Origin of the sequence: Paenarthrobacter sp. NPDC090520 (assembly GCF_044769205.1) — a bacterium.
Taxonomy (GTDB): domain Bacteria; phylum Actinomycetota; class Actinomycetes; order Actinomycetales; family Micrococcaceae; genus Arthrobacter.
Genome location: NZ_JBIVXM010000009.1, coordinates 29,660 through 55,212 on the forward strand (window position 1 = coordinate 29,660; position 25,553 = coordinate 55,212).

A 25,553-nucleotide genomic window follows, 5' to 3' on the forward strand; every position below is an offset into this window, starting at 1 on the left:
GCCGAGCGCCACACCTCGGCAGGTGTCGCATGAGCCGCCCCGACGCAGCCCCCGTCATTCCGCACCTCAGCCAGCTTCCCGCCGTCGGGCTTGAAGAGCTGACAACCGAAGCCGCGCTGCTGACCCGGGTGGACCGCAAGTACCTGGTCCCCTCGGCGAGCGCCCGCCGGATCTTCGCCGGCTTCACCACCGAGGCACGCGTGCTGGAGATGGACGGCAGCCGGACGTTCGCCTACGACTCCGTCTACTTCGACACCCCGGAACTGGACAGCTACATGATGGCGGCGCATGGCAGGCGCCGGCGGTTCAAGGTCCGCACCCGAACGTACGTGGACAGCGCCGTGAGCTTCCTGGAAGTCAAGACCGAAGGAGCCCGCAAAGCCACCGTCAAGGAACGGATTCCCTACGAACCCTGCGACCGTGACCGGCTCACCGACGAAGGCCTGGCCTATGTGAACGAAACCCTGGCCGCGGCGATCGGGGACGTGGAGTTCGGCCCCATGGAGCCCGTGCTGTCCACCGCCTACCACCGCACCACGCTGTACCTGCCGGACTCGGGCAGCCGCGCGACGATCGATACCGATGTCACGTGGCAGCGTCCCGACGGCCAACCGTGGGTGCTGGACAACGCCGTGGTGGTGGAGACGAAGTCCGGCTCAGCCCCCGGGCCGCTGGACAGGCATTTGTGGGCACATGGTGTCCGCCCCTGCCGGATCTCCAAGTTCGCCACGGGCATGGCAGCCCTCCACCCCGAGCTGCCGGCCAACCGCTGGAACCAGACCCTACGACGCCGCCTGCCCCTGCGGCCCGCCAACTGACCTCTACCCCTCCCACCCTTAGGAAGACACCATGCGCTCCCTCCGTACCTACCTTTCCGTTGCCGCCGTCGCCCTCGCTGTTTCGCTGGCAGGTTGCTCCACCGCCGCGACCTCGTCTACATCCACCGGCACCACCTCTACCTCGTCCACCCAGCAAGTAGTCAACGCCTCCACCATCTCCGAGGACACCCACTTCGACAGCGACGACCTCACGTGGGACACCGCGTCGGAAGTGGCCATCAGCCTGTCCGACGGCGGCAGCAAAGTGACGTCGTCAAACACCAGTGGGGTGGCATTGGACGGCAACACTGTGACCATCAGCGCCGCCGGGACCTACCGCCTGAGCGGCTCGCTGACGGACGGAAAGATCGTGGTGGCCGCCGGTGACTCGGATACGGTGCGGATTATTCTCGACGGCGTGGAGCTGGGTAACTCCACCGGCTCGCCTTTCGTGGTCCAGAGCGCCGATGAGGCCATTGTGTATCTGCAGGACGGCACCTCCAACACGCTCACGGACGCTTCCACGTACGCCGACCAAGGTGACGACGCACCCAATGCCGCCCTCTATTCCATGGCCGACCTGACCATTGCCGGCCCCGGCTCGCTCAGCGTCAACGGAAAGTACAAGGACGGCATCGTCTCCAAGAACGGACTGGTCCTGGCCTCGGGGAACGTCACCGTGAACGCCGCCGACGACGGTATCCGCGGCAAGGACTACACGGCCCTGCTGGATGGCACCTACACCGTGACGGCGGGCGACGATGGCGTGAAATCGGACAACGACACGGACGAAGGCCGCGGCTGGCTGCTGGTGAGCGGTGGATCGTTGACCGTCAATGCCGGCGACGACGGCGTCAAGGCGTACAACACACTCACTGTTTCCGGTGGGACTGTCACGGTGGCCACATCCGAGGAGGGGCTTGAAGCGCAGCACATCGTGGTCTCCGGCGGCGACACCACCATCACGTCCAACGACGACGGCGTGAACGCAGCGGGCGGTTCGTCCTCCACTTCCGCTGATACGGGCATGGGCGGACCGGGCGGCGGCATGGGCGGCGGCTCTCAGGAGGCCGGCGACTACACCGTGGACGTCTCCGGCGGAACCTTGACCATCAACTCCGAGGGCGACGGCCTGGACTCCAACGGCAGCGCCACCATCTCCGGCGGAACCATCGTGGTGAACGGTCCCACGAATGACGGCAACGGCGCGCTGGACGTGAACGGAGACCTCACCGTCACTGGTGGAACGGTTGCCGCGGCCGGCAGCGCGGGCATGGCCGTGACCCCGGGAACCACGTCCACCCAGTCCGGCGTGCAGCTGACCTTCAACTCCTCCGTTGCGGCCGGGACCCCGATCCACCTTGTGGATTCCTCCGGCAAGGTGGTGGCAACGTTCGTGACCACCAAGACCATCGCGTCCCTGGTCTACTCCTCCTCCGCCATCAGTGACGGCCAGACGTACACGGTGTACACGGGAGGCAGTGCTGACGCCAAGGCCGGGCTGACCACAGGTTCCATCGACGGCGCCGAGTCCATGGGGACCGTTGCCGCCGGGCAGTACACCCAGGCTCAGGGCCCTGGAGGCCGGCGGTAAGTCTCAAGTAGATACGTCCCCGGGCGCACGAAGAACAGCGCCCGACGGCGGTACGCACGTGCCGCCGTCGGGCCCCACAAACTTGATGGGAAATTGAGCCAAACGGACCTGTTCCTTGATGTTGCGGCGTGACTCTGGTTTCAGGCGAAGCACCCATACCTGGGGGTTTCGGCAACGAATAACCAGCAGGACACAACGACGTGGGGGAAGAAATGGAACAGGCAGAAGCTCCAACGGATGTGAGGGCCGTGAAAGGCATCATCCAGGACCAGCATCCCGTGGATTTCCACGCACTGGGTGTGGCGGGATGCATCGACCGGCTGGCCGAACCACTCCGGCGCTCCGGGGTTGAGGTCCACTGGGACATCCCCCACCACGGCATCGAGATCTCTTCGGCCTCCGCGGGACTGCTCTACCACGTGGCCCAAGAGACTTTCAGCAACACCCTCAACTACGCCGATGCCAGCCAACTCACCATCCGGCTCAACGCGGTTTACCACGGCATCCAGCTCACGGTCTCGGACGACGGTACTGGCTTCGAGATCCACGCGGCCCCCAGCGGACGGCGTCACGGCTTTGGCCTCCTGCTCATGTCCCTTGCGGTTCACGACGCCGGCGGGACAGTCGACATCGAATCGGAGCTTGGGCGCGGCACCAGTGTGAGCGTGACGCTGCCGCTGGATTGAGTCCTTATTGGGACCTTGTTTGGCCACCCCAACCATGGATCGATGGCCGGACCGGACGTATTCTGTAGCTACTTTTCAGCCAGGAATCCGGACGGAACGGCAGGAAAATGGCACGGAACAAGGGTCAACGCATCGGTTTGGGCAGGTTCCTGTTCAGGCTCTTTGGGTTCTTCTTCATCAGCTTCCTCTGTGGCGTGTTGATCTCCGGGCTGGTGGTCCCGGTGGTTGCGTTCACCAGCACCACGGTGGGTGGGTCCATCGGTTTCTACGAGAGCTTGCCCAGCCAACTCGACGTCAACTCCCCGTCCCTGTCCAGCACCGTGGTGGCCTCCGACGGGACGCCCATCGCCACCTTCTACGCCGAGAACCGCGTCAAGGTTCCACTGGACCAGATGTCGCCGTTCATCCGGCAGGCAATCGTTGCCATTGAGGACAACCGCTTCTACCAGCACGCTGGCGTGGACGCGCAGGGCATCATGCGCGCGCTGACCTCCAATCTCACCAAAGGCACCCGGCAAGGGGCCTCCACGCTGACCCAGCAGTACGTCACCAACGTCCTCAACGAATCCCGGCTCTCGCAAGGCAGACCGGAGGACGTGGTGCTCAGCGGCCAGAAGACCATGGGAGACAAACTCCGCGAAATCAAGCTGGCATTGGAATTGGAGAAGCGGTTCAGCAAGGACCAGATCCTCGAGGGCTACCTCAACATCGTGTTCTTCAACCGCAACGCCTACGGGATCGAAGCTGCCTCACGATACTTCTTCAGCGTTTCCGCGAAAGATCTCAACCTGCCGCAAGCGGCCATGCTGGCGGGCCTGGTCAACGGACCCAGCATCTACGACCCCACGGTTGACCCCAACGCAGCCATTGCACGGCGCAACATCGTCCTGGACCGGATGCTGGAACAGCACGTGATCAACCAGGCGGACCACGACGCGGCCGTGGCAACGCCGGTGGAACTCAAGATCACCCCCTCGCTGCAGGGTTGCGCCGGGGCCGTGATCGCCACCTACTTCTGTGACTACGTATCCCACCTGATCCTGAACAACGACGCCTACGGCGCCACCATGGCAGACCGCGAGCGCCTCCTGTACCGCGGCGGGCTCGTCATCAAGACCACCTTGGACAGCCGCTTGCAGGCCGCAGCACAGGCACAAGTGGATGCCTCTGCCGGGGACAACCCGGACAAGTGGGGGGCGGCCATGACCACCGTGGAGCCGGGGACCGGGCGAATCCTGGCCATGGCCCAGAACACGGTGTTCGTTCCAGAGCCGGGCAAGTACGATACCCAGCTGAACTTCAACGTGGACGCCAAGGACGAGAACGGCTACGACCTCAACGGTGCGGGCGGCTTCCAGCCAGGTTCCACCATGAAGCCCTTCATCTATGCAGAGTGGCTTAATGAGGGCAAAAACCCCACGGCCATTGTCGATGCCTCACGCAGGGTCTACCCCGTGGGCTTTCCGTGGCGTGACAGTTGCGGCCGCGTCCTTGGCGGTTACAGTTCAGCGCAGAAGGCCCAGAACCTCGGCGCCGACGATGACCTGCAGAACAACGACGCCGGCTACTACCGCCCCATGCCCATCAACTACGGGCTCTACAACTCCATCAACACGGCCACCTTCGCCACGGCTGCCCAGCTGGACTTCTGCGGCATCCAACGCATGGTGGACACCGTGGGCCTGCACAGCGGCCTCGACAACGCCCCCGTGAACATGCACCAGATCGGCAACCTGCTGGGCTCCATCGGGGTTGCGCCCGTGGTGTTGGCTTCCGCCTACGCCACCTTCGCCAATGACGGCACCTACTGCAAGCCCATCGCCATCTCCGACATCACCGATTCCCAAGGCCGCAAGTACGACGCCCAAAAAACCGAATGCCGCGATGCCGTGAAGCCGGCCGTGGCGCGAGGCGTCACCTCTGTGTTGCAGGACGTGTTGAAGATGGGATCGGGCGTCTACATCAACCCGAAGGTGCAGAGCCAGGTACCGGTAGCGGCCAAGACAGGAACGTCCAACAACAACGGCGCCACCTGGGTTGCCGGGTACACCACACGTTTGGCCACGGCTTCGTTCTTTGGTGACACCTCGGCGGGCCAGCAGCGCGCGGGGCAGGGCGTCACCATCAACGGGAAGTTCTACAAGTCCTTGGACGGGTACATGATCGCCGGGCCGCAGTGGGCCAACTACATGATGGAGGCCACGGCGCTCTACCCCAGCGGCGCCTTCAATGCCCCGGCTCCCCCGCCGGCGCCCGCGCCCATCACCACGGCACCCGCCGTGCCCCGGTTGACGGGGCGGTAAGCTCACCCGGGCGTAGCGACAGCCGCTGCGATCGACAGGCGGGTTAACCCACGACGGCGACCTGCCGCCGTCGTGGGTTGGTTAGCGGGCGTAGCGTTCCGTGAAGTTCCTCAAGACCCGCATGGGTTCGGTGATCGAGGTCTGCCGGGCGGTCTCGATGAGCTCCTCGGCCTGGTGTGGCGGGAAGTAGCCTGCGTCCTTGTAGATGGTGATCCGGGTGACCAGGCCCTCGACGTCGAGTTCGGGGTGGAACTGGGTGGCGTAGAGGTTGCTCTTGATGCGGAACATGTGCACAGGGCAGGCGGCGGAACTCGCCAGGAGGACGGCGTGGCCGGGGAGTTTGCTGCAGGCCTCCTTGTGCCCCACGAAGGCTTCGAAGGTGTGCGGCAACCCGGCGAGCAGCGGATCACGTTCACCTTCGGCGGTCAGTTTGATCTCAGCAGGTCCCACAGGTTCACCAAATCGTCGGTCGATGGTGGCGCCCTGATGTACACCCAGCGTGCCAACCCCGTAGCAGGCGCCCAGGAAGGGGAAGTCCTGCTCAACAATGCGGTCCAGGAGCTCGGAAAGTTCGGCTTCGACCCGGAGTTGGGCCGGGCTCTTCTCCTCCACAGGATCGCTGGAGGTGTAGGGGCTTCCTCCCACGATCACGCCGGAGTAGTGGTCCAAGTTAATGGCAGGCATTGGCCCTGCTTCCAGCCTCACACGGACCAATTCAGATTCTTCGAGTCCGCAATATCGCAGATAGGCCAGGTACTCGTCGTCGGCTGCGGCGTCTTCGGCCCGGGTCGCCAGCAAAAGGAAGGGCTTCACAGCCCCAGTCTGCGGGAGGACGCCGCGACATTCCAAGTAAATGGGTAGGTCTGGCAGACACTCCCTGCGCGGGAACAAATTGCGTAGCGTTGGAATTGTTCACGCTAACGCCCCGAATACGTGATTCATCCCCAAGGAGCATCTTTGACGCAGGACCCCGCCGTGGTCACATCCCAGCACAACAAGTCACCGAACGAGGTGACGCCCCAGAATCCGGTACCAAGCCAACGCCCCACCAAGATCCCGTGGGGCGGTTTGTTGGTGCTTGCGGCCGCCGGGTTCACGGCGGTGACCACGGAACTCCTGCCTTCGGGGCTCCTGCCGCAGATCAGTCGCGACCTTGGAGTGGATGAATCGGCGGTGGGTTCGCTGACCGCTGCCTACGCAGCGATCATTGTGTTTACCGCGCTGCCCTTATCGCGCCTTCTGGGCGGCAGGGTTCCCCGCAAGACCCTGCTCATCGGCACCGTCCTGGTCTTTGCCCTCAGCAACATCCTGTTGGCACTGAGTCCGACGCTGGCTGTAGCGGTAGTTGCCCGTCTGCTCGGCGGCATCGCCCACGGCATGCTGTGGTCCAGCATGGCTCCCTACGTTGCGCGGATCGTCCCGGCGCATTCCGTGGGCAAGTCCATGGCCGTGGTGTTCAGTGGCACCAGCATCGCCTTGGCCGTCGGCGCCCCGATCGGCACCCTGATGGGGACACTCATGACGTGGCGGGCGTCCTTCATTGTCCTTGCCGGAGTGGGTGTGCTGCTCGCGTTCCTTGCGTTCTGGCTGCTGCCTGCCGCGCATGACCCCGGAAACCACAAAGCCCCCTCCATCCGTGCTGCCCTCAAGCTGCCCGGCGTCATCGCAGTTGCCACGGCCTGGCCGCTGTTGTTGCTCGCTCATTTCACGTTGTTCACCTATGTGGCCCCCTTCCTCCTGGCATCGGGACTGCCCGAGGCACTCACCGGAGTCTCACTGTCCGTGGTGGGCGTCTCCGGGTTGCTGGGCATCTGGATCGCCGGCCTGACCGCAGATTCCCACCCACGGCGTTCGGTGATTGCCGCCGTCGGGCTTCTCTTGCTGGCGTTCGCGCTGCTGCCCGTACTGGGCACCTCGACCGCTGGCATGTTCGCCCTCATGGTCCTCTGGGGTGTGTCCTTCGGCGCCATGGGTATCTACAACCAGGCGGCGATCCTCCGCGCGGGCGGCGAACACAAAGACGCGGCCAATGGGCTCACTGTGGTGACCATCCAGGTGGGCATCGCGGTGGGTGCAGGATACGGAGCCTTGGCCCTCACCCTGCTCGGTGCGCAGTTGGTGCCGCTGGCGGCCGCGCTGCCCACCGCCGTCGCGCTGGTAATCATCATGGCGAGCCGCCGCGGCGGGTACCCGGCCGGGGGCCGCGAGAAGCGCCGTTAACATCACCGAAACATGCCAGTCACGCGATCTTCACGAAGGCCGGATTTCTGTAACTTTTCTGCAACTTAGCTCTTCTGAGTCGGAAACATAGCTCACCGAATATTGAACCCGGGGGTAGCGAGGGCCGACATTTCCAGGCCCGTCACGGACAGGCTTGATCAGAAGGGAAACGCAGGTGGAGATCTCTGCGCAAAACGTCTGGCTGATGTTGTCATCGGCAATGGTGCTTTTCATGACCCCGGGCCTCGGCCTCTTCTACGGTGGCATGACCCGCGCCAAGGCGGCCCTGAACATGATCATGATGAGCTTCATCTCCGCCGGCATCGTCGGTGTGGTGTGGGTCCTGTGGGGCTACTCGATGACCACCGGCGACGGCATCCTGGGCCTCTTCGGCAACCCCTTCGCACACTTCGGCCTCCAGGACCTGGTGGGCACCCCGGATCTCATCAAGGCGGGCTTCGCCGCGACGTTCGCGATCATCACCGTGGCGCTCATCAGCGGGGCCATCGCCGATCGTGCCAAGTTCGGCGCCTGGGCCGTGTTCGTCCCGATCTGGGTCACAGTGGTCTACTGCCCCCTGGCCTACATGATCTGGGGCGGTGGCCTCATGAGTGCTGGCGGCGCCCTCACCGACATCTTCGGCCAGGTCATCGACTTTGCCGGTGGCGCCGTGGTTGAAGTCAGCTCGGGAACCGCAGCTTTTGTCCTCGCATTGATCGTGGGAAAGCGTCACGGATTCGCGAAGGACCCCAACCACCGCCCGCACAACGTCCCGTTCATCATGATCGGCGCAGCCATCCTGTGGTTTGGCTGGTTCGGTTTCAACGGCGGAGCCGCAACCACCGCCGAGCAGGCCGGCCTCATCTGGAACAACACCTTGGTGACTCCCGCCGCGGCCATGCTCAGCTGGCTCGTCGTGGAGAAGATCCGCCACGGTCACCCCACGTCCCTGGGTGCAGCCTCCGGCGTCGTGGCCGGCTTGGTCGCCATCACCCCGTCCTGTGCCAACATCAGCCCGCTTGCCGCGCTGTGCCTTGGCCTCGTGGCCGGTGCCGCCTGCTGCGTTTTTGTGGACCTGAAGTACAAGTTCGGCTTCGACGACTCCCTCGATGTGGTGGGGGTGCACTTCGGCGCCGGCGTCATCGGCACCTTGTCGCTCGGCTTCATCGCACTCCCGCAGGACGGCGTCGGCGGCGGCCTCCTCTACGGCGGCGGCCCCCAGCAGTTGATCGCGCAGATCGTCGCAGTGCTGGTCACCATCCTGCTCTCCGGCTTGGGCACCCTGGTGATCGGCCGGGCCATCCACAAGACCATCGGCTTCCGCGTCACCCACGAGCACGAGGTCACCGGCGTGGACCTCACCCAGCACGCAGAGTCCGCCTACGAATTCGGGCTCACACCCCACGGGCACTTCCGGCAGCAGCAGGCGCACCTGTCCTCGCTGATCAAGCGCAAGCCGGCTCCGGCTGGACCCGCCGCTGAGCCTGCCTCGGGTTCGGCCAAGGAAGACAGCTTCGCCTAGTCTCCCCCACGGAACAGCGGACGACGGCGGTACGCGAGTGCCGCCGTCGTCCGCTGTTGCGCCGTCCCCACCCAAGTAGGTCGCAGTTGTGCGCGTTTAGACCGCTGAAAACGCGCACTAGTGCGACCTAGTTGGGCCCGTTCCAGAGGCGCTGCCACCAACTGCGTTTCGACGGCGGTTCAGGTCCGGTTTCGGGCGGGGCGGCTGCGGCACGCCGGTCACGCCAACGCTGTACTTCCAACTCCACGTCCCGAAGCTTGGTGATCACCGGCGGGCCGCCCTGCAACTGGCGCCGGGCTTCGATCACCCGTTTGTTGAAGTCCTCGAGCGTTTCGCGGACCTGCTTCTCCATGAGGAACTGGTCCAGCTTTGACTCCAGTTCAGCGTCCTCGAGGCGCAGCAGAATGGCCGGCGGTCCCAGGCCACTGATCTGCTCGCGCTGGATGAGTCCTTTGACCCACCAGTCGGGGTCGTAGCCTTTGCCGAGTCCGGGGATGGGTTTGCCGGCATATTTGAGGTTGTCGAACTTACCCTGGGCCATGGCTTCGCGGACCAGATAGTCGGCGCGGGCGGCCTCGTTGACTTTCCGACGCTTCTCGCGGAGGGCATCGTCGGCGTCGAGCTCTGCCCGTTCCTGGGCGTTGCCTCCGGTTGATCGCCCGGCCCGGAGTTCGGCGGCGCGTTCCAGGCGTCGTTTGCTGCCTTCGTGGTCCACGGGCCCACCGCCTCTCACGAATCGTCCTTTGCCGGAGTCGTGGTCTCTTATCCAGTATTCCCCACAGGTGCGGACTCCAAACAGCCGTGCCGCCACCACCTACTTTGGGACATGAACACCCCTAGCTGCCGCGTGGTACGGCGTGTCGGGGCGCTCCTGAGGTGAAAGTGGGTGGTGGCGGCACACAGGGTCGCCACGAAATCAGCGAACGGCCATGCTCGGATCCAGTTGCTCAATCCCCTCGGGTGTCACCAGGACAACCCGGGCCGTGCAGATGTCGTAGAACAACCCTGTGGCTTCGAGTTGTCCGGCAGCCAAGGCCGGGCCGGTGACGGGGTGTTGCTCGAGCTTCCCCAACTGCACGGCGACGTTGACCATGCTGAGCTGGTCGAGGCGGCTGAACCCGGCGGCCTTGGCGGCCAACGCCACAGGGTGGTTGTCCACCAACGCCCGGTAGCTGGGCCGCGCGTGTTCCAGCCAGGCATCGAACCCGGAGCCAAGGGCCGGGGCCGACCCCGAGGCATCAGCCAGGACGGCCTTCATGGCCCCGCAGTTGGAGTGCCCGCACACCACGATCGAGTCCACTGACAAGGCCTTCACGGCAAAGGTCAGGGTGGAATCAATGGAGGCATCGTGGTCATCGCTGCAGACCACGTTGCCGATGTTCCGCAGCGTCAGCAGGTCACCCGGGCCGCTGCTGGTGATCAGGTTCGGGTTCACACGCGAATCCACGCACGCAACAAAGAGGGTGTCCGGGTTCTGTCCATCGGTGAGGTCCTGGACGAGGGGCCGGACCTTGTCTGCGTGGCGGCGATGGTACTTGTCGATGCCCAGGAGGATTGACCGCAGCGGCGGGTGCCGGTCGCCGTCGTCGTCCGCTGTGCCAGCCGCCACGGAAGGCTCCCACGACGCCCGCGGCGGCAAGGGGAACTCCCGCAGGTCCTGACGCTGGGGCGTGTTGTCCGCAGCATCAGTGAAGGTGGTACTGCCGTGCTCCTCGATGCTGACGGAAGCTCCCGTGCTGCGGTGCTGGGCCCGCCAGGCAAGCAAGGTCTCACGGAAGGCGTGGTCGAGGTAGTCGGCGTTGAGCTCCACCACGACGTCGGCGCCCTCGGGCACCGAACCCAGAACCCGGCTCAACCGGGGCAACGCGAAGAAGCTGCAGGACCCGGCGATCGTCACACGCCACGGCGTCCCCGGCGCGACCGGGGCATGGGCGTGGATCTGTGTTCGCAGGACCCGCCACAGCACGCACAGCGCCGCGAGTGCCAGGCCAATGATCACGCCTTCCAGCAGGTTCAGGACCACCACGCACACGAGCGTCACGGCGTAGACCAGGAGATCACCGGTGCGGAGGCTCGTCTTGATGTCGGCAATCTTGACCAGCTTGGCGCCGATCACCAACAAGAGCCCGGCCAGCACGGACAAGGGGATCAGCTGGATCATGCCCGCGAACAACGCCGAGAACACGAGCACCCACACGCCATGTAATACGGCAGAAGCACGCGACTTCGCACCGGCCTCGACGTTCGTGGCACTGCGGACAATCACGCCGGTTACGGGAAGGCCGCCCAAAAGACCGGACACCACGTTGGCCGAACCCTGGCCAACCAATTCGCGGTTGAGGTTGGTCCGTGCACCGGTGTGCATTTTGTCCACGGCGACGGCGGACAACAGCGACTCGATGCTCGCTATCAGGGCCACGGTAATGACCGCCATGACGGCCCCGCGCCAGTTGCCTTCGGGCAGGCTGGGCAACGCCACGGCATCAAGAATGGAACCGCTGAAACTGATCCGCTCCACGCCGGGCGCCACCGCGACGGACACGGCGGTCACGGCCACGACGGCGGCCAGCGGTCCAGGCACCTTGCGCACCGCGGCCGGGAGGTACTTCCAGCCGAGCAAAATGACGACCACTGCCAGGCCCAGGAGCGCGGAGTGCAGTTCGACGGCGGTAATGGCGGCGGGCAGCCCCGCCAGGTTTTCGACGGCGGACCCTGCGGCCTGGCCGCCCAGCAGTACGTGGATTTGCTGGAGGATGATGGTGATCCCAATGCCGGCGAGCATTGCCTTGACCACCACTGGCGACACTGCCAGCGCGGCCCGCCCAACGCGGCTCAGGCCCAGGAGCAACTGCACGACGCCGGCAGCCGCCGTGATCGCGCAGGTCACCTGCCAGCCGAACTCGGCAACCAAACCGGCGACGACGACGGTCAGGCCGGCCGCGGGGCCACTCACCTGAAGGACTGAGCCGCCGAGCGTTCCGGCGACGATGCCACCGACGGCGGCTGCGATGAGGCCTGCCATGATGGGGGCACCTGATGCGGCAGCGATTCCCAGGGACAGTGGGAGTGCTACGAGGAAGACAACCAGGGACGCCGGAAAATCGGCGCCGAGGTTGCTGAGGAAGCTGGGTTTGACGCCGGGTTTGGCGCCGGGCGGGCTGTGGGCGTCGTTTGCTGTCTTGGATGCCTGCGGCATGGGAATCTCCTTGGCTCGGAAAGTGGACCCCTTCAGCGTAGGAAAGTTGTCATGCTGAGTGACAAGCTGATGTGACAGATTTGACAAAAGTTGTGAATGAGAGGCTTCACATGGCGATAAAGGGGAACTTATACGGGGGCCGAACGCGTTGGGGCACCCGCGGATCCGCTCCCCTTCCCCCGCACTTTCACCCGATACCAGGCATGGCTCCCTGGCCATATAGACTTCGCAGGTTGACGCGATGGTCGCGTTTTAATTTTTGAGGGGTTTGAGCCTTTGGCTGCTCTGGGTTTTTCTGCTTTTCCTGCTGAAGGTGCACCGCGCCGTGTCGTGGGTTTGCTGACAGCAACTCTCGCAATCGCTGGCCTCATGGTGGGCGTCACGCCTGCCGCTGAGGCGGACATCGTCTCCGACCGGGTGCCAGTTGGCCAAAGGGTATTCGCCTTGGCCGTCAACGAAATAACCAACACGGTCTTTGCCAGCAATGACGCGGCAAACACGGTCACCATCATTGATCCGACCAGCAAAGCGCGGAAGACCGTTCCCGTGGGAACCGAGCCCCGCGAACTGGTGGTCAACGAGGCGACCAACAAGGTCTACGTGCAGAATTACGGCGAAACCTCTGTGTCGGTCATCGATGGCAGCTCCGGTACCAGTACGAAGATCCAACTCTCGGAGTTGGCCGGCAAACCTGCGGTGAATGAAACGACCAACAAGATCTACGTCCCACACAGCAGCGGCATCAGTGTGATTGATGGTGCCACAAACACCATCAGAAAAGTTCCTTCGAGCGGAGCCTTCCAACTGGCGGTGAACGAGAAGACCAACACCGTCTATGCCGTCAACTTTGATGGAAGCCTGAGCATTCTGAACGGCTCAACGAACGCAATGACCAAGGTCAACGCATGTGATACGGCCTACGCAGTAGCGGTCAACGATGTCACCAACACGGTGTATGTTGCCTGCCGCTGGGAACGGTCCATCATAGTTTTCGACGGGGCCACGCAGCAGAGTACCGTAGTGCCGACAGGCGCCGGTACCAGCCCCCAGGAATTGGCAGTCAATCGCACAACCAACAAGGTCTACGCCCTCAACTTCGCGGATGCGAGCTTGACCGTACTGGACGGGAGAACCCATTCAGTAGCCACGGTTCCCACCGGTGACTATTCGATCTCCCTCGCCGTCAATGAAGCAAGCAACAAGATCTACGTCTCCGATCAGTATCAATGGCGGGTCCGGATGTTCGCCGGCGCGACCAACTCGGCCACCTTTGTGCCGGGTTTCCATATCCCCGGTCGGATGGCCGTGAATACGAAAACAAACACCGTCTTCGTCCCTGACCTGTATCGCGCCAATAATCAGGACACCAGCGACATAGTGGTCATTGACGGCAGGGATATCCCTCCTGTCATCACGTCCGGCGCACCTCCGGAAAAGGGAAGGGTGGGCGCCCAGTATAGCTTCGCATTCTCTGCCAAGGGCTCCTACGGCATCTCCTTCAAGGTTGCCTCCGGGTCACTTCCTCCCGGCCTGACCCTTGAAGGCGGGTTACTTGAGGGAGTTCCGACCAGGGCCGGAAAGTTCACCTTCAGCGTTTCCGCAACCAACGGATTCAGCCCGGATGCCGTGAGTCCAACGTTCACCATTACGGTCTCCCCTGATGACGTCAGGCACGACTTCAACGGCGACAAAAAGCCCGACATCCTGGCGCGGAACAGCAACGGGGATCTGTGGCTCTACCCCGGAAACGGCAGCGGTGGCTGGCAGCCGCCATCCAAGGTCGGCCAAGGCTGGAACGCCATGACAGCACTCGTCACCCCCGGGGATTTCAACGGTGACGGTAAGGCCGACGTGTTGGCCCGTGATTCCGGCGGCGCTTTGTGGCTGTATCCAGGGAACGGCAAAGGCGGCTGGCTGGCGCGTGTCCAAGTGGGCCAGGGCTGGAATTACATGACCGCCATTTCAGGCATTGGCGACTACGATCTAGACGGAAACGCAGATATCGTCGCGGGGGGCCCGAGCGGAGACCTTTTGCTTTACCGGGGCAACGGTCGTAGCGGATGGCTGCAAACCTGGTTCGTTGGGAGCGGTCTGAACGGCATGAACTACCTCTCCGGCCCCGGCGACCTCACCAAGGACGGCGTCCAAGACCTGCTGACCCGCGATGCCAACGGCACATTGCAGAGTTTCGACGGCCATCCGAGGACCTCCTTTGGCCAGGGCGTTGAAATTGGCTGGGGCTGGAACGTCATGACAGCAATAGCAACGCCCGGCGACTTCAACGGCGACGGCAACGTTGACCTCCTGGCCCGCGATGCCGCCGGAACACTGTGGCTGTACCCGGGCAACGGAAAGAGCGGCTGGCTGCCCCGAGTTCAGGTCGGTTCAGGCTGGAATGTCATGAACGCGATCATTTAACCCACGCTGAACATCAGGAGGGTTGCAAGGGCGACGGCGGGACCTCCCGCCGTCGCCTTTTCTGTTTCAGGGCAAAAAACTAAGGCTACTTAGGGTAGCTTGGTTCCAAACAGGCAAGACCAAAAGTCGACAGTTTGGAGGCAGTCCATGGATGAATCCACGAGCACAGCCCAACCCGTCCGCATCAACTCGGAACCGGCACAACTGCAGGCCCTCCAGCCCCTCATCGAAGCGGTGGGCGAACTCGTGGGCGATGTGCCGGCTCTCCTGGAGATTGCCAAGGATATCGGCCGAACCGCGCCCCATCCCGGCGAGGGCAGCACAGGCAAACTGTGGGAAGTCCTGGCGTCCGTCACGGCAGTGGACGTGGCAGCAGGCCGGGTCCTGGAACCGCATCTCGACGCCGTGCACATTCTGGCCCAGGCAGGACAACCCGAACCAGAGGGGGCCTGGGGAGTCTTCGCCGCAGAAGGCCCGGGCATGAGGTTGGAAGCCGCGCGGGACCAATCCGGGAACAACGTGCTGAACGGTGCCAAGCCATGGTGCTCACTCGCGTCGCAACTCGATGGCGCGGTCATCACGGCCCACCTCCCCGGAGGGCAGGGACGGGCAGCGTTCGCCGTCAACCTGCAACAGCCAGGCGTCACCTGCGAGACGCCCGAGTGGACCAGCAGGGGCCTCCGGGAAATCCCCAGCGGGACGGTCCACTTCGAACAGGTTCCGGCCACGCTGCTCCAAGGACCCGGCTGGTATCACGAGCGTCCCGGCTTCGCCTGGGGTGGCATTGGAGTTGCCGCCTGCTGGCTTGGCGGGGCCGTGGGGCTTGCACGCGATTTCGCCCAGTCCCTGACGGATGCTGCAGACAAGGGCCGCGAACCGGACCAGCTCGCACTGGCGCACCTCGGCGAAATCGATCGGCTCATTGCTTCGGCGGCAGCCCTCCTCGCCCGCACCGCCGAAAGAATCGACGCCATCCTGACCGGCGCCGGCCCCAGCGCGTGGAGCGAGGCCCAGCGTGCCCGCGGAACCGTAGCTGCCGCCGTCGAGCGCATCCAGGCCCTGGTGTCCCAAAACCGGGGACCCGGCCCACTGGCGTTCGACGAATGGTACGGGAAGCAGATGGCGGACCTTTCCCTCTACGTCCGGCAGCATCATGCCATGCGGGACGACGCCCAGCTCGGTTCCCTGGCGCTGAAGGGAGACCGGGCATGGTGACGTTCTCGCACACCGACACCGGGACACCGGAAGCAGCCTGGTCCGCCAGCGGCGTGCGGACGCTGCCCGAACTGCCCCTCAGCGCCGGCGATCTGGCGGCCACCACGTTCGTGGTGCTGGCCGCCCATCCCGACGACGAATCGCTCGGCGTCGGCGGCTTTCTTGCCAAGCTCCAGGCAGCAGGCGCCTCCATCCGCCTGCTGTTGTGCAGCGCCGGCGAGGCGTCTCACCCCACTTCACCGACGACGACGGCGGACCGGCTTGCCGCTGTCCGGCTCGCGGAGTTCGAAACGGCCGTGTCCGGGCTGGCACCCGCCGCGACGTGGCGGTATTTGGAAGTTCCGGACGGGCAATTGGCAGCGTCGCGCCCGGCCATTGCCGAGTCCCTCCGGCAGGCCATCGCGGATGAAGGGGCACAGGCAGACCAGGTTGTGATCGTTGCTCCGTACCGGGCCGACGGGCACATTGACCACGACACCCTTGGCAGCGTGGCCGCCGAAGTAGCTGGCGAAGGTGGTCATGGGCTGTTGGAATACCCCATTTGGTACTGGTTGTGGGCCGGACCCGAGGATGTCACGTGGAAGGAGTGGGTGCGGGTCACTTTGTCTTCCGCGGAACGGGAGGCCAAGGGCAGGGCAATGCGCGCCCACGTTTCACAGACGGAACCACTCTCCGATCAGCCGGGAGACGAGACGCTCTTGTCCCCCGCCTTCCTGGAGCACTTTTCACGATCGTGGGAAACCTTCGCTTGGCACCCACCCGTGGCTGGATCCAACAGGGCTGCCGATGCCGAGGAGATCTTCGACGCGGTCCACGCCCGTGAAGCTGATCCGTGGAACTACGCCACCAGCTGGTACGAGCGCCGGAAACGGGCGCTGACACTGGCCGCGCTTCCGGAGGAAAGCTATGGCTCCGGCCTGGAAGTGGGCTGTTCCATTGGCACTCTCAGCGAGGAGTTGGCGCCGCGATGTGGGCAGTTCCTTGCCGTGGACGCCAGCAGCAAAGCCTTGGGCCAAGCAAACGAACGGCTCGGTCGGTTTCGCCATGCCCGGACCCTTCAGGCAACAGTCCCCCACGAATGGCCCAATGGCAGCTTCGACCTGGTGGTGGTCTCGGAAATGGGCTACTACGTGGCACCCGAAGAACTGGCTGAGCTTCTGCAGCGCGTGAAGGCCTCCATGAACCCGGGAGGCACTCTCCTCCTATGCCACTGGAGGCATCCGATCTCGGGGTGGCAATTGGACGGCGAGACAGTCCACGCGACGGCACGCGGGCAGTTGGACTGGTCCAGCCGAGGGATCTATCGGGAGAAGGACTTCCTCCTGGAGGTACTCGTCTCGCCGGACGGCCCGGCATGACCGGTCATGAGGGCTGGCAGGGCTCAGGCAGGCACCTGGACTTGGGCGGCCAGCCGGATGCAGGGAACCAAGCGGGCATGGACAGTCAACGGGACACGGGCAGCCGCCTGGACTTGGGTAGCCGCGGCGACGAACCCCTCTCACCGGCTATCCGTCACGTGGCTGTTGTTGTTCCGGCACACAACGAGGAGCAACGCCTGGGACACGCGCTGGAGTCCCTGCTCCGGGCCACCCAGGGCTTGGAGCAACTATTCCCCGCAGTGACCACCAGCATCTCTGTGGTCTTGGACAGTTGCACCGATCGCTCGGCACGAATCGCCGCGTCCTTTGCAGCAACCCACCCGGTCCTCGCCACCCTTGAGGTGAAGCTGCGGAGCACGGGTGCCAGCAGGGCAACGGGAGTGGCCTTCGCCCTGAAGGTTGCGGCGGAGGACCCGGAGGGCGTTTGGCTGGCCAACACCGACGCCGACTCAACAGTCCCGGCAGACTGGCTGGTCCGGCAGGTGGAACTGGCAAATTCAGGAGCCGATGCGATCCTGGGCTCGGTGGAACCCGATCCGGCCGACAGCGACGCCGCGGTGCTTCTGCGGTGGCTGGAACTCCACCCCTTCAAGGAGTCCCACCCACACATCTACGGTGCCAACCTCGGGGTCAGGGCATCCGCCTACCTGCAGTCCGGCGGATTCCCCGCTGTCCGCGCCCACGAGGACAGGATGTTGGTGGAGAGGCTTCGTCGGCATGGATTCCGGGTGCAGGCAACAGACTCCATCCGTGTCACCACGTCGGGCCGTACACATGCCCGGGCCCCACAAGGATTTGCAGCTTACCTCCGCTCGCTGGCACAGGATGTTCCCGTGGTTGCCGAGTCGGCTTAGGTTGACCACCAGCCATGTACCGCCACGACCCACTTTGAGGTCCGGGCTGCCCCGACACGCCGTACATCACGGCGAGACAGGGAGTTCCTTGCTCAAAGTGGGTCGCGGAGGCACACCGGGCGAGCACTCAACGCTGCCGAAGCACACAGCGTTGCCACCCAGGGCCAGCAATCAGCGCGGGGCCAGCAATCAGCGCCGGACCAGCAATCAGCGCGGGGCCAGCAATCAGCGCAGGGCCATGCTCGGATCCAGCTGTTCGATCCCCTCCGGCGTCACCAGCACCACGCGGGCCGTATTGATGTCGAAGAACAAACCCGTGGCCTGCACGTTCCCGGAAGCCAAGGCCGGTCCGGTGGCGTGGTGCTCGCCCAGCTTGGCCAACTGGACGGCAACGTTGACCATGCTGAGCTGGTCCAGCCGGCTGAATCCGGCGGCCGCGGCAGCCAGGCCAACCGGGTGGTCGGCAAGGAGGGCCTGATAGCTGGGACGGGCATGCTCCAGCCAGGTATCGAACCCGGAACCCAAGGCCGGGGTGGCGCCCTCGGCATCTGCCAGGACGGCCTTCATGGCCCCGCAGTTGGAGTGCCCGCACACCACGATCGACTCCACCGAGAGGGCCTTCACGGCAAACGTCAGCGTGGAATCGATGGAGGCATCGTTGCTGTCGCTGCAGACCACATTGCCGATGTTCCGTAGCGTCAACAGGTCGCCGGGGCCACTGCTGGTGATCAGGTTCGGGTTCACGCGCGAGTCCACGCAGGCAACAAACAGCGTGTCCGGGTTCTGCCCGTCGGTCAGGTCCTGTACCAGAGGCCGCACCTTATCTGCGTGGCGGCGGTGGTACTTGTCGATGCCCAGGAGGATGGACCGCAAAGGCGGCTGACCGTCGTCGTCCGTTTGCCCGGCTACCTCCAACGATTGCCAGGACGTGCGCGGCGGAAGCGGGAACTCCCGCGGGTCCTGCCGCTGCGGCGCACTGTGGGCGGCATCGGTGAAGGCCGTGGTTCCGTGCTCCTCGAAGGTCACGGTGGCTCCGGTGTTCTCCCGTTGTGCACGCCAGGCCACCAAGGCTTCACGGAAAGCATGGTCCAGGTAGTCGGCGTTGAGCTCCACCACGACGTCAAGGCCAGCGGGCACGGCCTGCAGCACCCGGTTCAGCCGCGGCAGCGCGAAGAAGCTGCAGGACCCGGCGATGGTCACCCGCCACGCCTGGCCATGACCCGCAGGTGAATGGGCATGGATTTGGGCCCGCAGCACGCGCCACAGCACAGACAGCGCGGCAACGGCCAGCCCGATGATCACGCCTTCCAGCAGGTTCAGCACCACTACGCAGACCAACGTCACACCGTAGACCAGGAAATCTCCGGTCCGAAGGCTCGTCTTGATATCTGCCACCTTGACCAGCTTGGCGCCGATCACCAGCAACAAACCCGCCAGGACGGACAACGGAATCAGCTGGATCAGGCCCGCAAACAAGGCCGAGAACACCAGCACCCACACGCCATGCAAGATCGCCGAGGAGCGGCCCTTGGCGCCGGCCTCCACGTTCGTGGCACTGCGCACGATCACGCCCGTCACCGGCAAACCACCAAGCAGGCCCGAGACCACATTGGCCGAGCCCTGTCCTACGAGCTCGCGGTTGAGGTTGGTGGGCGTTCCGCCGTGCATCTTGTCCACTGCCACCGCGGAGAGCAGGGATTCGATGCTGGCAATGAGCGCGACCGTCACAACGGCCATGGCCACGGTGCCCAAGCTGCCGTCGGGCAGCCTTGGCAACGCAATCGCGTCGAAAATGGAACCACTGAAGCTGATGCGTTCAACACCCGGCGCCACAGCAACGGAAACGGCAGTGACCACGACGACGGCCACCAACTGACCCGGCACTTGGCGCACCATGGCCGGGGCGTACTTCCACAGCATGAGGATTCCCACTACCGCGATGCCCAGCAGGGCAGATTCCACCTTCATGCCCACCATCGCGGCCGGCAGAGTCACGAGGTTTTCCACCGCGGAGCCGGCTGCCTTGCCGCCCAGCAGGACGTGAAGCTGTTGCAGGATGATGGTGATCCCGATGCCGGCAAGCATTGCCTTGACCACCACCGGCGAGACGGCCAGCGCGGCGCGGCCCAGGCGGCTGACGCCCATGAGCAACTGCACGACGCCGGCCGCTGCGGTAATGGCGCACGTCGCCTGCCAGCCGAACTCCTGGACCAAACCGGCGACGACGACAGTCAGGCCGGCCGCGGGGCCACTCACCTGGAGGACGGAACCCCCGAGGCTGCCTGCGACGATGCCGCCCACAGCCGCGGCGATGAGGCCCGCCATGATCGGCGCACCGGATGCGGCCGCGATTCCGAGGGACAGCGGCAGGGCTACGAGGAACACCACCAGCGAGGCCGGAAGGTCGGCGCCAAGGTTGCCCAGGAGCCGTGGTTTGCCGGGGCTGGGCTTGGCTCCGGAAGGCTTGTTGCCGGGCGGGCTCAGGGTGTCGCCGGGCACGGCAACAGGACCCGATAAGTGAGACATGAATATTCCTTTTGGCTCGGAAAGATTATTTCCGCAGCCTAAAAAGACACCTAATAATCGTCAACAATATGTGACGGGAAAAACTAAAGTTGCCATTCTTTGCAAATTTTTGGTATTCAAGCCATTCATCCTGGCAAGCAATGAAACCAGCCTTCGAATAGCCAATATAGACCAGAAACGTAGGTTTATGAAAAATCACCATTCAAAAATGTACGTTATTTCCCTAAAATACTTCAGGGTTTTTGGGAATTACCCATCGGCCAGCTTCGACCGGGCCGCGGCAATCGCGGAAGCCGTAACGGTGTCCCTGTCCCCCGAGCCATCCACTGTCAGCAGGATTCCGCGCTGGGAGTAGGCCGTGATTACGGGCTGCGTCTCGTCCCGGTAGAGTTCCAGCCGGCGCTGGATGACAGCCTCGGTATCATCGCTGCGGCCTTGTTCGCGGGCTCGGCGGAGCATCCGCTCCACCAGTTCGTCGTTTGACACCGTCAGGGCCAGCACAACTTCCAGCGCCTGCTGCCGTGCGGCCAGCAACTCGTCCAAGGCACCAATCTGGGCCACCGTCCGGGGGTAGCCGTCCAGCAAAAAGCCCGCACCGGCGTCGTTGTTTTCCAAGCGTCCGCGAAGCATTGCAGTGGTGACGTGGTCCGGGACGAACTCGCCATGATCCATGTACCTGCCGGCTTCTGCGCCCAGCTCGGTGCCATCGCGGACGTGCGCCCGGAACAGTTCGCCCGTGGAGATCGCAGGAACACCGAAGTGCCGCGCAATGTACTCAGCCTGCGTACCTTTTCCTGAACCGGGAGGGCCCATGATGATCAGTCGCGCCATGACTCATGTCCGTTTCGAGAGGCGGCCGGGAGTTAAACCATAACGCCGGCGACGACGGGTGGCTCCCGTCGTCGCCGGCTTTTCTTTGAGGCTGATGTGGCGCTTAGGCGTTGGCCGCTTCTCCCAGGAGGGCGTCGATCTGCTCGATGGCCAAACTCAACCCTTCCTCCATGCCCATCCCGGCCATTTTCTCCATCTGCTCTTGGGACTCGAAGACCGAGGTGAGGGTCATTCGGGTCCGCTCGCCCAGCGGTTCGAGCGTCACAGTGGCATGCGTGACGCCAAGGTGGTCCACGGGTTCACCGTGCTCGTCCGCAAAGCCGTCGTCGAACTCGAGGTGGTCCGGAGCGCTGATGGCCGTGATTGTCCAATAGCCATGTGCCCTGGTGCCATCGGGGCCGGTCATGTAATACGCCGCTTTGCCACCGGGAGTGAAGTCGTAGCTGGGGAAGGTCGCCGGCCAGGTGGGTGGTCCCCACCAGCGCTCCAGCTGGCGCGGGTCCTCCCATATGCGCCACACACGCTCAACCCCGGCATCGAATTCGGTGACAATGGTGAAGCTCAGCGCCTCAACGTTCTTGTCCACACTGACAACAGCCATGGCAGATCCCCTTCAGTTATCTTCAGCGAGAATGTCCGCAATCCGGCCGGCACGTTGCCGCCAGACGTCTTCGTATTGATCCAACAGGTGCCGGGCTTGGTGCAAGCCATCATGGTTGCCCCGCACAATCTGCTCCCGCCCCCGCTTTTCCTTGGACACCAGGGAGGCCCGTTCCAGGACCGCGACGTGCTTTTGTACGGCCGCGAAACTCATGGCGTAGAGCGCAGCCAGCCCGGATACGGTGTACTCCCCGGCAGTCACGCGGGCCACGATGTCGCGGCGCGTCGCGTCGGACAACGCTTGGAAAAGGCGGTCCAGTTCGGCGTCGGACGTTTTGCTGCTGACCTGATCTACAACCATTTGGTTGTACGATACTGCGGGCAACTTGGGGAGTCAATGACCTGCCGGCATCTCCAGACTCCCCTTGCGGCCCGCATCTCACCCGGGGTAGGTTTTTTGAAACGTCACAAAGAAAGCGTTTTCCCAGACTCTTGAGGTGAATCTCCATGACCCAGCACGCCCCGGCAACGTGGATCGACGGCGAACCCCCGGCAAGCCTCAGCGGAGGTGCCACGTGGGGGATGCCCTTCCCACGGGGTGCAGTCCAGGCGGCCTCCGCGGTTTCAGTCGAAGACCTGGAGGGCACCCGCGTCCCTGCCCAGGCCTGGCCCCTTGCAACCTGGCCGGACGGGACCCTCAAGTGGGCCGGACTTGCCATCGCGGCAACGGAGCAGCCCGCCTCGGCATACACCGTCCGGTACAGCTCCGGCGAGCCGGACGCAACGGAAGCGCACGACGGCGGCGCGCCGGCCGCCGTCGTAAGCTCGCCCCAGGTGACCGTCACCGAAACCGGAGAGACGGTCACCGTCTCCACGGGACCTTTGGAGATGGTGATTCCGTGCAGCGGGCAGTCCTTGTTCCGCAGCCTGTTCCGCGATGGCTCGGTGGTGGCTTCCAACGCCAGATTGGTGAGCCTCCTGCAGCACGGAGTCATCGAGGAGGCCGGCAGCACGGTCCGCGACGGCTACACAGGACACGTCCGCTCCCTCACCGTGGAACAGCACGGGCCCATCCGCGCCGTGGTTCGCCTTGAGGGCGCACATCGAGCCGATGCCGGCACGCGGGAGTGGCTGCCCTTCACGGTGCGCTTCACCTTCCATGCCGGCGCCCGAAGTGTTCGCATGATGCACTCGTTCGTGTGGGACGGCGAGGCTGAACAGGACTTCCTGGCGGGACTCGGCGTGCGGTTCACGGTGCCGCTGGAGAGCGCACTGCACGATCGTCACGTACGGATTGCAGGCGCTGACGGCGGCTTCCTGGTGGAAGGCATCCGGGGTTTGACCGGGCTGCGGCGGGATCCGGGCGAGGCCGTGCGGCAGGCCCACGTGGCCGGGCAAGCCACGCCGGCGTTGAGTACGTGGAATCCGGAAGTCTCGGATCGGCTGCACCTCATTCCCTCGTGGAACGACTACACCCTGACGCAGTTGTCCGCCGACGGGTTCGAACTCCGGAAACGCACCGCGCCCGGGCACGGATGGGTGGGGATCTCGGGAGGCACGCGCGCCGCCGGGTTCTGTTCGCTCAGCGATCTGCGGGGCGGGTTCGGAGTTGGCGTGCGCGACTTCTGGCAGTCGCACCCGGGACAGTTGGATATCCGCGGCGCTGCCTCCGAGTCCGCAGAGCTGACCGCTTGGCTCTACTCCCCCGAAGCCCAGCCAATGGACCTGCGTTTCTACCACGACGGCCTGGGCCAGGACACCTTCGAGGAGCAACTCGAAGGCCTGGAGATCACCTACGAGGACTACGAGCCGGGCTTCGGAAACCCCACCGGAATCGCGCGCACCCACGAGCTGACCCTGTTCGCCTACGACTCCACGCCGTCCACGGAGTCCCTTGCCTCGGATGCCCTCGCAGCATCCACTCCCCCGTTGCTGCAGCCCACGACGTCGGTCCTGCACGCGGCCGGTGTCTTCGGCGACTGGACCCCCGTGGACCGTAGCACCCCCGACCGCGCCGAACTCGAGGACAAGCTGGACTTCCTGTTCGACTTCTACGCAGGCCAACAGGAACAACGCCGCTGGTACGGGTTCTGGAACTACGGCGACGTGATGCACACCTACGACTCCGACAGGCACGTGTGGCGCTACGACGTAGGCGGCTACGCCTGGGACAACTCCGAGCTCTCCCCCGATCTGTGGCTTTGGTACATGTACCTGCGCTCGGGCCGCGCCGATGTGTTCCGTTTCGCCGAGGCAATGACCCGGCACACGGGCGAGGTGGATGTGTACCACTCGGGACCTTGGCGAGGGCTGGGGTCACGGCACAACGTCCAGCACTGGGGCTGCAGCGCCAAGCAGCTGCGCATCAGCAACCCCGCCTACCGGCGCTTCTACTACTACCTGACCGCCGACGAACGCACCGGCGATCTCCTCACCGAACTCGTGGACAGCGACCAGAACTTCCTGGGCCTGGACCCCGTCCGCAAGGTCCGGCCCGACGCCGATACCTACCGCCCGGACCGCGGCGCGCTGGGCGTCGGCCTGGGCACGGACTGGGGATCGCTCGCCGCCACGTGGCTCACCGACTGGGAACGCACCGGCAACCCCCGCTCCCGCGACCGGCTGCTGGGCACCATGGAGGACATCGGCGCCCTGAAGTACGGCTTCCTTACCGGTGAGGCGCTCTACGACCTGGACGCCGGAAGGTTCGACGCCGGCAGGGAAGTCATCAGCGTCTCCCACCTCAGTGCCGTGTTCGGTTTGGTGGAAATCTGCAGCGAACTCATCAACCTGGTTCCGTCCCCGGCCTTTGAGCAGGCGTGGATGCAGTATTGCCGGTTGTTCCTGGCCTCCCCCGCAACGCAGGCGTCGGAGGTGGGGCAACCCTTGGCCGGCATCTACCTCACCCAAGCCCACAGCCGCCTCACCGCGTACGCTTCGGCCCGGCTGGGTTCGGCGGAGTTGGCTGTTGCGGCTTGGGAGAGCTTCAGCGTGGGAGGCGAGAACCTGAACCACGCGGAGGCCTTTACCGTGCAGAAGATCCTCCCGCCCTACGTCCTGACACCGGTTGACGAAGCCCCCACCGTCTCCACCAACGACGCCGCACAGTTCGGCCTCGCGGTCATCCAGAACCTGGCCCTCGTGGGCGGGCACCTGCCCGCGGCAGCCTCACAGCAGTAGCCCGGCGCGGCGGTTCCGGGCTCGCCGCTGGAGGCTCCGGCCCGCCGTCGGAGGTCTTGGGCCGCCCCGCCCCACTCCCGACCCTCTCTCACGAAACGACCCCTTTCCGGCAGCGCTCTCTCATCGACTGGCGAGAGGGTTGTCCTGAAGGGGTGGTTATGTGAGAGACGGTCCGGGGAAGTGGAGTACGGCGCGGCGGTTCTCCGCCCGC

At 64.6% G+C, this 25,553-nt stretch carries 18 protein-coding genes; 11 read left to right on the plus strand and 7 right to left on the minus strand.

The window, feature by feature from the left end:
• The first annotated feature begins 29 nt into the window (after window positions 1-29).
• The 4 genes from ACIQTZ_RS12740 (at window position 30) to ACIQTZ_RS12755 (ending at window position 5,401) form a co-directional block, all read left to right on the plus strand.
• Window positions 30-818: a polyphosphate polymerase domain-containing protein gene (locus tag ACIQTZ_RS12740; protein ID WP_402981181.1), complete on the plus strand. Its 789-nt coding sequence runs from the start codon at window positions 30-32 to the stop codon at window positions 816-818.
• Between the two features lie 31 nt (window positions 819-849).
• Window positions 850-2,412, plus strand: coding sequence for a carbohydrate-binding domain-containing protein (locus ACIQTZ_RS12745; RefSeq protein ID WP_402981184.1), 1,563 nt, complete (start codon window positions 850-852; stop codon window positions 2,410-2,412).
• 212 nt (window positions 2,413-2,624) lie between these two features.
• On the plus strand, window positions 2,625-3,098 hold the full coding sequence (locus tag ACIQTZ_RS12750) for a sensor histidine kinase (protein WP_402945581.1): 474 nt from the start codon (window positions 2,625-2,627) through the stop codon (window positions 3,096-3,098).
• Between the two features lie 107 nt (window positions 3,099-3,205).
• Window positions 3,206-5,401: a transglycosylase domain-containing protein gene (locus ACIQTZ_RS12755; RefSeq protein ID WP_402981187.1), complete on the plus strand. Its 2,196-nt coding sequence runs from the start codon at window positions 3,206-3,208 to the stop codon at window positions 5,399-5,401.
• Between the two features lie 81 nt (window positions 5,402-5,482).
• Here the strand turns inward: ACIQTZ_RS12755 and ACIQTZ_RS12760 are convergent, their stop codons facing one another.
• On the minus strand, window positions 5,483-6,214 hold the full coding sequence (locus ACIQTZ_RS12760) for a glutamine amidotransferase (protein ID WP_402981190.1): 732 nt from the start codon (window positions 6,212-6,214) through the stop codon (window positions 5,483-5,485).
• Between the two features lie 198 nt (window positions 6,215-6,412).
• Here ACIQTZ_RS12760 and ACIQTZ_RS12765 point away from each other — a divergent pair, with 198 nt between their 5' ends.
• Both ACIQTZ_RS12765 and ACIQTZ_RS12770 read left to right on the plus strand, forming a co-directional pair.
• Entirely contained in the window at window positions 6,413-7,621 is a 1,209-nt protein-coding gene (locus tag ACIQTZ_RS12765; RefSeq protein ID WP_402981516.1) for an MFS transporter, read from the plus strand.
• 175 nt (window positions 7,622-7,796) lie between these two features.
• Window positions 7,797-9,143, plus strand: a complete 1,347-nt coding sequence (locus ACIQTZ_RS12770) for an ammonium transporter (protein ID WP_402981193.1) — start codon at window positions 7,797-7,799, stop codon at window positions 9,141-9,143.
• Between the two features lie 127 nt (window positions 9,144-9,270).
• On the opposite strand, the gene ACIQTZ_RS12775 is transcribed toward ACIQTZ_RS12770, so the two are convergent.
• Together ACIQTZ_RS12775 and ACIQTZ_RS12780 are read right to left on the minus strand one after the other, a co-directional pair.
• Complete coding sequence (locus ACIQTZ_RS12775) at window positions 9,271-9,876, minus strand: DUF1992 domain-containing protein (protein WP_400336353.1); 606 nt, start codon at window positions 9,874-9,876, stop codon at window positions 9,271-9,273.
• A 183-nt stretch (window positions 9,877-10,059) separates the two neighbouring features.
• Complete coding sequence (locus tag ACIQTZ_RS12780; RefSeq protein ID WP_402981197.1) at window positions 10,060-12,339, minus strand: SulP family inorganic anion transporter; 2,280 nt, start codon at window positions 12,337-12,339, stop codon at window positions 10,060-10,062.
• A gap of 330 nt (window positions 12,340-12,669) precedes the next feature.
• On the opposite strand from ACIQTZ_RS12780, the gene ACIQTZ_RS12785 reads away from it, so the two are divergent.
• The 4 genes from ACIQTZ_RS12785 (at window position 12,670) to ACIQTZ_RS12800 (ending at window position 18,205) form a co-directional block, all read left to right on the plus strand.
• Window positions 12,670-14,757, plus strand: a complete 2,088-nt coding sequence (locus ACIQTZ_RS12785) for an FG-GAP-like repeat-containing protein (protein ID WP_402981200.1) — start codon at window positions 12,670-12,672, stop codon at window positions 14,755-14,757.
• Window positions 14,758-14,904: 147 nt separating this feature from the next.
• Window positions 14,905-15,972, plus strand: a complete 1,068-nt coding sequence (locus tag ACIQTZ_RS12790) for an acyl-CoA dehydrogenase family protein (RefSeq protein WP_402981203.1) — start codon at window positions 14,905-14,907, stop codon at window positions 15,970-15,972.
• Window positions 15,966-17,330 carry a PIG-L family deacetylase gene (locus ACIQTZ_RS12795; protein ID WP_402981206.1) on the plus strand — a complete coding sequence of 455 codons (1,365 nt, stop codon included), beginning with the start codon at window positions 15,966-15,968 and terminating at the stop codon, window positions 17,328-17,330. The genes ACIQTZ_RS12790 and ACIQTZ_RS12795 overlap by 7 nt, the downstream gene beginning before the upstream one ends.
• 77 nt (window positions 17,331-17,407) lie before the next feature.
• Complete coding sequence (locus ACIQTZ_RS12800) at window positions 17,408-18,205, plus strand: glycosyltransferase (protein ID WP_402981209.1); 798 nt, start codon at window positions 17,408-17,410, stop codon at window positions 18,203-18,205.
• Window positions 18,206-18,430: 225 nt separating this feature from the next.
• Here the strand turns inward: ACIQTZ_RS12800 and ACIQTZ_RS12805 are convergent, their stop codons facing one another.
• The 4 genes from ACIQTZ_RS12805 to ACIQTZ_RS12820 all read right to left on the minus strand — a co-directional run bounded on the left by ACIQTZ_RS12805 (window position 18,431) and on the right by ACIQTZ_RS12820 (window position 22,523).
• Window positions 18,431-20,731 (minus strand): SulP family inorganic anion transporter, encoded by a 2,301-nt coding sequence (locus ACIQTZ_RS12805; protein ID WP_402981212.1) that lies wholly within the window; start codon window positions 20,729-20,731, stop codon window positions 18,431-18,433.
• A gap of 249 nt (window positions 20,732-20,980) precedes the next feature.
• Window positions 20,981-21,562: an adenylate kinase gene (locus ACIQTZ_RS12810; RefSeq protein ID WP_402945556.1), complete on the minus strand. Its 582-nt coding sequence runs from the start codon at window positions 21,560-21,562 to the stop codon at window positions 20,981-20,983.
• 103 nt (window positions 21,563-21,665) lie between these two features.
• Entirely contained in the window at window positions 21,666-22,163 is a 498-nt protein-coding gene (locus ACIQTZ_RS12815) for an SRPBCC domain-containing protein (RefSeq protein WP_402981215.1), read from the minus strand.
• 12 nt (window positions 22,164-22,175) lie between these two features.
• Window positions 22,176-22,523 carry an ArsR/SmtB family transcription factor gene (locus tag ACIQTZ_RS12820; RefSeq protein WP_402981218.1) on the minus strand — a complete coding sequence of 116 codons (348 nt, stop codon included), beginning with the start codon at window positions 22,521-22,523 and terminating at the stop codon, window positions 22,176-22,178.
• Window positions 22,524-22,669: 146 nt separating this feature from the next.
• Between ACIQTZ_RS12820 and ACIQTZ_RS12825 the strand changes: the two genes are divergently transcribed.
• The gene (locus tag ACIQTZ_RS12825) at window positions 22,670-25,342 is read left to right on the plus strand and encodes a Tat pathway signal sequence domain protein (RefSeq protein ID WP_402981221.1); all 2,673 of its coding nucleotides are present in this window, start codon (window positions 22,670-22,672) and stop codon (window positions 25,340-25,342) included.
• The last annotated feature ends 211 nt before the right edge of the window (window positions 25,343-25,553 follow it).